Consider the following 6,870-nt stretch of genomic DNA (forward strand, 5'->3'; position numbering starts at 1 on the left):
ATGAGCCTTTGCCTTAATCAGATAAGATATCGGACGCTGATTGGTAATATTCCTCCATTACCGTATCTACGTCTGCTGTACCACGAATAAGTTTCTCCATCGAGTTGACCAGTTGCTCACCGAGTTGTTCGTATTCCGGAATGTTTGGGGGTAATTGGGTATGCTCCATTTGTTCTTGAAAAACCGTTAACATCTCGTCTTCGGCAAGAATTGGATCTTCCCATGCTTCATTAACTGCGGGAAGCGAATTAGACGCTTCGTACCATTTGACTTGCGTTTCTGGATCGGCCATATAATTCAGGAACTGTGCGGCTTTATCTGCTTTATTCGTATTATGAAAAATCGCTAATTGGGTTCCGCCGATAAAATTATCTCCATTTTCCGCTGTAGGTACTACCCGTACATTCCATTGACCATCAATGTCGGGTGCTTGTTCTTGAAGCAGACTGACCATATATGGGCCAGAAAAAAACATAGGATTGGAGCCATCTGCTAATGCCTGCATTGGTTCTTTTCCTTGATCTTGCACCGAGCTTAAGCCGTTTTGAAAGATTTCTTGATAAAGTTCTATCATCTTTCTGAATTCTGGTTTTTTGAAGTTTTCTGCTCCTTTATCATTTTCGTAAGTCCAACCTTGGCGGATGGCAAACGTAAACATTAAATTAAAATCTTCAGGCGGGATGCCAAGACCGAATTGATCATCGCCTCTTTCACTTAATGATTGGGCCAGTGTTAACATTTCTTCCTGTGTTTCCGGACCATTTGGAGATCCCTCTTCTTCTAAGATGTCCGTACGATAAAATAAGGCATTTACGGCGACGAACCAGGGCATTGCTTGTATTTTTCCGTCAAGCTCTACCGATTTCATTGCTGATTCGTTAAAATTTTCTTTTTTGAGGTTAGGGTAGTCCTCGTTTCCAAAGTAGTCAGATAAATCCAGATAGGTATTAGACTCTGCAAACTGCGGTACCCAGGTGGACGGCTCTTGCAAGATATCCGGGCCTTTTTTTGAAGCGACAGCAGTGAGTAGCTTATCTTTAGCATTATCCCATGGCAAGGCTTGTACATCTACCTGGATACCGGTTTCTTCTTCAAAGTCTTCGGCGATAACTGCTAACTTCTTACCTTCTTCCCCCATACCCCATACTTTTAAAGGTCCATCTTCTCCGCTTGTTGAGGTGTCTCCATCATCTGAACCGCAAGCGCTTACAAATAGAACGGTGATGATGGTTAGTGCAAACCAAATAATTCTGTGTTTTAACATGAAAAGCCCTCCCTTTTTAATCGCTTACATTTGATAGTAGTATATCGAAACGTTTCGCTTTTAGTATAAACGATGCGTTTCGTCTTGTCAAAGTATTTTTGGTGATTAAGTTGTAATATCAAGGTGTTGTGTGGTTTTAAAAAGGGAAATTACGTCTCGAAAAAATGCTGAATGCTATCGAAATGTTTCGATTTTGCTCTACGGACAGGGGAGGACATAATCGCCAAGCATAAATCTCTCGCTTGTCCCATATAGTATATAGCAAACCATGAAGCGCTGCGAAAGGGGAAAAGCGAATGTCAAAAACCTTGAAGGTAATGTTTTGGCTGATGGGTCTCTTTCTGTTAATTATTCTTGTCCAATATCCGATACAGCAGGCGACGGACTCATGGCAGACGTGGTCACTTCCGCTTGCTGGTCAAACGATTGTGTTAGATCCTGGTCACGGTGGAGCAGATGGCGGGGCAGAAGGATCGGATGGAACACAAGAGAAAGAGATTGCTTTAGCTGTCAGTCATCAATTGCAAGATTATCTACAACAAGCAGGGGCGATCGTCTATTTAACAAGGGAAGGGGATTATGATTTGGCGGAAGAAGGTACGACGGGCTTATCTCGCCGGAAAACAGAGGATATTCATCAACGGGTGGCTTTTATTAAGGAGAAGGAAGCGGATCTCTTTCTTAGTATCCATTTGAATGCATTACCAGCTAAACAATGGCGAGGGGCACAGGTCTTCTTTTATCCCGGAAAGGAACAGAATGAAGTACTGGCGAAGTCAATTCAATCAACGATTCGTCACCATTTAGAAAATACAACACGGGAGGCATTAGCGATTGAGCATATCTATTTGCTACAACATGCCGAGGCAATCGGAGCACTAGTAGAGATTGGCTTCTTATCCAATGAAGAGGAACGGGCATTGCTTACTTCTCCTGACTATCAACAAAAAATGGCAGCAAGTATTTACCAAGGTATTCTGCAATTTGCCGCCGCTAAATAACAAGCCTCTTTGCTGAAGGAAGCGCTGCTTTATGTTATACTATCAAATAGAATGTTACAGCTTATAAATGAGGTGACGGATAGTGATAACAGAACAAAGTGTCATGGAACTTCTGGAAACAATGAAGGATCCATTTTTACATAAGACATTCAAAGAAACGGAAGGAATTGAAGACGTTTCCGTTAAAACCGACAAAAATCATGTCAGTGTGAAATTGGCAATCGCTAAGACCAACACAGCGGAGCAAATGCAGCTTCAGCAGGAATTGGTAGGGAAGATTAAGCAATTAGGGGCGGCGACAGTAGGACTTAGGTTCACTCAGCTCCCGGATGAAGTAATTGAAAAGTATCAGCCAGCAGAGGAAAAAGATACATCTATTCTTGGCAAAAATTCAAAGACAAACTTCCTGGCCATTGCCAGTGGTAAAGGTGGTGTGGGTAAATCCACCGTTACGGTCAATATCGCAGTAGCATTGGCACGCTTAGGCAAGAAGGTAGGTATTATTGATGCGGATATTTATGGTTTTAGTGTTCCGGATATGATGGGTGTCGAGGAACGCCCGAAATTGAATGGAAATAAAATTATCCCGGTAGAGCGCTTTGGTGTCAAGGTAATGTCGATGGGCTTTTTTGTTGAGGATAATTCTCCAGTTATATGGCGTGGTCCACGTTTAGGGAAAATGCTGACAAGCTTTTTTAAAGAAGTGGAGTGGGGAGAACTTGATTTTCTTTTATTAGACTTGCCCCCGGGTACAGGAGATGTGGCGCTTGACGTGCACAATATGATTCCATCTTCTAAGGAACTGATCGTGACCACTCCTCATCCAACCGCGGCATTTGTAGCGGCACGTGCTGGGCAAATGGCGATTAATACCGATCACGAGATTCTCGGTATTTTGGAAAATATGGCCTATTTCCAAAGCCAGGTCACCGGAGAGAAGGAGTATGTCTTTGGTAAAGGAGGAGGCGATAAGCTGGCGGAAACACTAGAAACTAAAGTGATCGGCCGTCTGTCCTTGCAGCAGCCTTATCAGGAAAAGGATGTCTTTGCCCCTTCGATTTATCAGGAAGATCATCCAAATGGGAAAGAATATATTGAAGTAGCCAAACAGATAATAAAACAGTTTTGAATAGCGAGTTGTTATACGCAACCTAAGGTGTTTGCCTTAGGTTGTGTACTTTATCCTCCGGCGCTGTTCTCGATTTCTTCTTTATCCTGTTCGTTGTGTCCTTCTTCTTCCTCCGATTTTCCAGCTACTCCCTCATCATTTTCTCCTCCACCGCCCCCGCCCGATTGCGAGTTTTGAGAAGATTGAGCTATGAGTTCTGCCATTCGTGCTTGGAAGGCGGGTGACTGCAGGGTTTCGTCTACTACTTTTTCAAGGTGTTCCCGAAATTGCTGACTGGTTAATAAGGTGAGTGTTTGCTTTTCCATTTCAGGATCACTCAAAATTTCCATCATTTTCTTCTGGTAATTTGAGTCACTCATTAAATTTTGGGTTACTTCCGTTTGTTTTTCTTGTAAGGTTGTGGCAAATGATTCAATAAACGTCGGATCTTGAAACAGTTTGGTCCAAAACTGTTTTCCTTCTTCAGAGGATAAGGCTTCGGTGACGGCTTCTTTGACGACTTTTGTTTCAATAACATAGGATTGCTGCATATCATCGGCGGCCAATACCTCATTGATGGCCTGCTTGCCTTCCTCTGTTTTTAGGATATCTGTCACCATTCGCTTGACGCCTTCATAATCATTTCTCTCCTGCGCTTCTGTATCGGAGCCCCCGCAGCCTGCTAATATGGTAAGAATGAGTAATATATAAATGAATCGGTACATGGATTACCGCTACCTTTCTTAAAAATAATCTGTATTTATAATATGGAGTCATTTATAATGAATTATGTATGGCAAGAGAAAAAAACTAAAAGACGTGTTAAACTATGCATAGAGTGATCAATGTAGGGGGATATTGTTTTGAAAAGTCGTAATGTGGTGAGATTATTTTTTACTACCTTGTTATTAGGTGGCGTTTCCACACTAATTGTTAGTTTTTTCGTGAAATCTGCAGTATATGCAGAATACATAAGTCCATTTGATTGGTTTGAGGTATTGGGTTTGTTTATCTTTTTTGCGGCGCTTGGTTTTGTATTTAGTCTGATCAGTCAGATGGGTTTTTTTGCTTATTTGACAGTAAACCAGTTTGCATTAGGTCTGTTCCGCAGCTATTGGCCGATTGTTCAAATAGGATTGATTGCTTTTGCTTTGTTTGATCTGGTTTACTTCCGTTATCGAAGTGTTGAAAATGGCAGCTTGTGGATGTTTGTACTGACGGCCATTGCACTGCTTATCTACGGTTTGATAATCGCCTGGATCAAGGCGAAAGAAACACAGCGCCGGGCATTTATACCAGCTCTGTTTTTTATGATTGTGATTACTTCGATTGAGTGGGTACCAGGGTTAAGAACCAGTAATGGCGATTACGCGTGGCTCATGATTGTACCTTTGGTGTTGTGCAATACCTATCAATTATTAATATTACATCGTTTAACGGAAAAGGAATAGACCATCGCGTCTATTCCTTTTCTATACAATGAAATAAAAGTTAAACGAAAGCAATTTCTTGAAGCGAAGCAACTTTTTACTCTAATATTTCCTGTTTGGTTTCTGCCTGACTGATTAATTCAGAAATAGTGACAAGCGATTGATTGCTCTTGATTTCAGGCAGAACAAGTTCCAGTGCTTGTTCGGTTTGTTTGACGCTATCAGAGGCGTGTAACAGAATAATATCGCCATTCGCAACATTCTCCAGAATATCTTCGGCAATTTTTTTCGTGCCGGGATTGGTCCAATCATTAGGGTTCAAGCTCCAATGCACGACTTTGAGGCCTTGCTGCTCTGCTAAGGAAATGATTTCTTCATTGAGGTGTCCGTTAGGTGCACGAAGTAGATAAGTATCGTCCAACCCCAATTTTTGAAAAACATCTTTTGCCTTGAGGATATCTTTTTGCACGTCTGCTGTCTCCATTTCGGTATAAGACGCATATTCGTAGCCTAACATGCCGATTTCATGTTGGCCTTCTGTGATTTTCTCTACGATGTCAGGATGTCGCTCTGCCCATTCACCACTAAGAAAAAAAGTAGCCGTCACGTCCTCTTTTTTCAATCTTTCTAAAATAGGGAGTGCTTGTTCATCCCCATGACTGATGTTAAATGTCAAAGCGATGGCGTTATTTTCTTCACTACCAGTTTGTAATGCCCTAGGCTCTTCTTTGCTTGAGAAGACCATGGATGTATAATTAGATTCCAGAAATAAAAACAATGCAATGAAAAAGGAAATAGGCAGGATTAATAATAATGTCTTCCTTATACTAATAATATATAAACGTCTCAATTCACTTTTCCTCCTTTGACGTGCTGGCTTGTCCTATCCTATGCATGGAGACACGCTGATATGTTGTCTAATTATGTTTGAAATGGTTGAAAAAAAGGAATAAGAGATAAAACGTTGGGTAGTTTATTACATAAAGTAAATAGTAGGAGTGAAGCCTATGTTAGGTTTATTGATTAATGAAAAGGAACAACAAGAGTTGCAATATATTATTAAGCGCGAGCTGGAAGAGTTGCTGTTGGATTTAGGTGATTCGCGTATTGATAACATCGTGAAGCAATCGATGCGGGAACGATATAAGGCGATTTTTCAGCTGTATACACGTGTAGCAAATAAAGAGGAAATTCAGAAATATATTCCTCAAAAAATGAAAATTGAATAAACGCCATTTTGACACTATATCTGATGGGATATAGTTTTTATTTTGTTTCGATGAAGAGAAAATAGAAAAATGCTTTGTTTGTCTTTGTGTACATACAAAGAAGTAGGGGCGTTCTTATTGAAACTGAATGAAGTAAGGAAGGAAACATCCATCAAAGCGAAGAATGGGATTGGTTTTTTATTAGCAGCTATTGTTATTTGGACGATTATTACCGTTATTTTTTTACTATTGAACTTATAAATGTAACAAAAACGTGTGACAAGCAGCATTATTTCATTCAACTTATATAGATGAAAGGTCAACTGATAATGAAGATCTGCTAGGGGTGGAGGTATTGCAGGTAGCTAGTGTATTTACTGGTGACTTTGTTTGCTTAGATTTTATAACAGATTATTCGATCCACCTGTTTGTATATGGTTTCATGAAAAATCCAATGAGTTTGAACCTGTTGCGTATTGTGTGGCAGATAATTTTGCTATTTTTTTAAGATGCTTGATATAGAAACGAAGAGAATCCACATTTCAAAAAGTAATGTTACTTTTTGAAAAAACTTTAAAAAAACTATTGCTCAGTTGTTGTGATTATGGTATATTATTTCTTGTCGTCATTTGAGCGGCGAAATATTACAAACATATTAAAAAGCTGAAAATAAGGTATTGACTTCTTAATTTCAACATGATATATTATATTTCGTTGTAAAAACGACAACGTAACATTGATCATTGAAAACTGAACAAAACAACCAGTATGTGTAAGAAGAAAAGCAAAAAGCTAGCTTGTCAAAAGCGAGCACAAGTACAAACTATATTGAGAGTTTGATCTTGGCTCAGGACGAACG

The 6,870-nt window shown here is 40.0% G+C and carries 8 protein-coding genes; 5 read left to right on the forward strand and 3 right to left on the reverse strand.

Features of this window, described 5'->3' with window-relative positions:
• Nucleotides 1-13: 13 nt before the first annotated feature.
• Complete coding sequence (locus tag E0E32_RS04380) at nucleotides 14-1,264, reverse strand: extracellular solute-binding protein (RefSeq protein ID WP_066196256.1); 1,251 nt, start codon at nucleotides 1,262-1,264, stop codon at nucleotides 14-16.
• Nucleotides 1,265-1,560: 296 nt separating this feature from the next.
• Here E0E32_RS04380 and cwlD point away from each other — a divergent pair, with 296 nt between their 5' ends.
• Nucleotides 1,561-2,265: an N-acetylmuramoyl-L-alanine amidase CwlD gene (gene cwlD, locus E0E32_RS04385; RefSeq protein WP_130859084.1), complete on the forward strand. Its 705-nt coding sequence runs from the start codon at nucleotides 1,561-1,563 to the stop codon at nucleotides 2,263-2,265.
• 82 nt (nucleotides 2,266-2,347) lie between these two features.
• A complete protein-coding gene (locus E0E32_RS04390) occupies nucleotides 2,348-3,394 on the forward strand; it encodes an Mrp/NBP35 family ATP-binding protein (RefSeq protein ID WP_066196264.1) in 1,047 nt (348 codons plus the stop codon).
• Between the two features lie 50 nt (nucleotides 3,395-3,444).
• On the opposite strand, the gene gerD is transcribed toward E0E32_RS04390, so the two are convergent.
• Complete coding sequence (gene gerD, locus E0E32_RS04395) at nucleotides 3,445-4,098, reverse strand: spore germination lipoprotein GerD (protein ID WP_066196266.1); 654 nt, start codon at nucleotides 4,096-4,098, stop codon at nucleotides 3,445-3,447.
• A gap of 138 nt (nucleotides 4,099-4,236) precedes the next feature.
• On the opposite strand from gerD, the gene E0E32_RS04400 reads away from it, so the two are divergent.
• Nucleotides 4,237-4,824, forward strand: a complete 588-nt coding sequence (locus E0E32_RS04400) for a KinB-signaling pathway activation protein (RefSeq protein ID WP_066196269.1) — start codon at nucleotides 4,237-4,239, stop codon at nucleotides 4,822-4,824.
• Nucleotides 4,825-4,900: 76 nt separating this feature from the next.
• Here the strand turns inward: E0E32_RS04400 and E0E32_RS04405 are convergent, their stop codons facing one another.
• Complete coding sequence (locus E0E32_RS04405; RefSeq protein ID WP_066196274.1) at nucleotides 4,901-5,653, reverse strand: polysaccharide deacetylase family protein; 753 nt, start codon at nucleotides 5,651-5,653, stop codon at nucleotides 4,901-4,903.
• A 157-nt stretch (nucleotides 5,654-5,810) separates the two neighbouring features.
• Here E0E32_RS04405 and E0E32_RS04410 point away from each other — a divergent pair, with 157 nt between their 5' ends.
• Together E0E32_RS04410 and E0E32_RS22055 are read left to right on the forward strand one after the other, a co-directional pair.
• Nucleotides 5,811-6,032 (forward strand): hypothetical protein, encoded by a 222-nt coding sequence (locus E0E32_RS04410; protein ID WP_066196277.1) that lies wholly within the window; start codon nucleotides 5,811-5,813, stop codon nucleotides 6,030-6,032.
• Between the two features lie 84 nt (nucleotides 6,033-6,116).
• Nucleotides 6,117-6,272, forward strand: a complete 156-nt coding sequence (locus tag E0E32_RS22055; protein ID WP_165444957.1) for a DUF7010 family protein — start codon at nucleotides 6,117-6,119, stop codon at nucleotides 6,270-6,272.
• Nucleotides 6,273-6,870: the final 598 nt, after the last annotated feature.

Source organism: Gracilibacillus phocaeensis, from assembly GCF_900626275.1.
In the GTDB taxonomy this organism is placed as follows: domain Bacteria; phylum Bacillota; class Bacilli; order Bacillales; family Amphibacillaceae; genus Gracilibacillus; species Gracilibacillus timonensis.

Bases quoted from the DNA above. Each gene is read 5' to 3' on its own strand.
- E0E32_RS04380 (WP_066196256.1), bottom strand. From the start codon at position 1,264: ATGTTAAAACACAGAATTATTTGGTTTGCACTAACCATCATCACCGTT.
- gerD (WP_066196266.1), bottom strand. From the start codon at position 4,098: ATGTACCGATTCATTTATATATTACTCATTCTTACCATATTAGCAGGC.
- cwlD (WP_130859084.1), top strand. From the start codon at position 1,561: ATGTCAAAAACCTTGAAGGTAATGTTTTGGCTGATGGGTCTCTTTCTG.
- E0E32_RS04410 (WP_066196277.1), top strand. From the start codon at position 5,811: ATGTTAGGTTTATTGATTAATGAAAAGGAACAACAAGAGTTGCAATAT.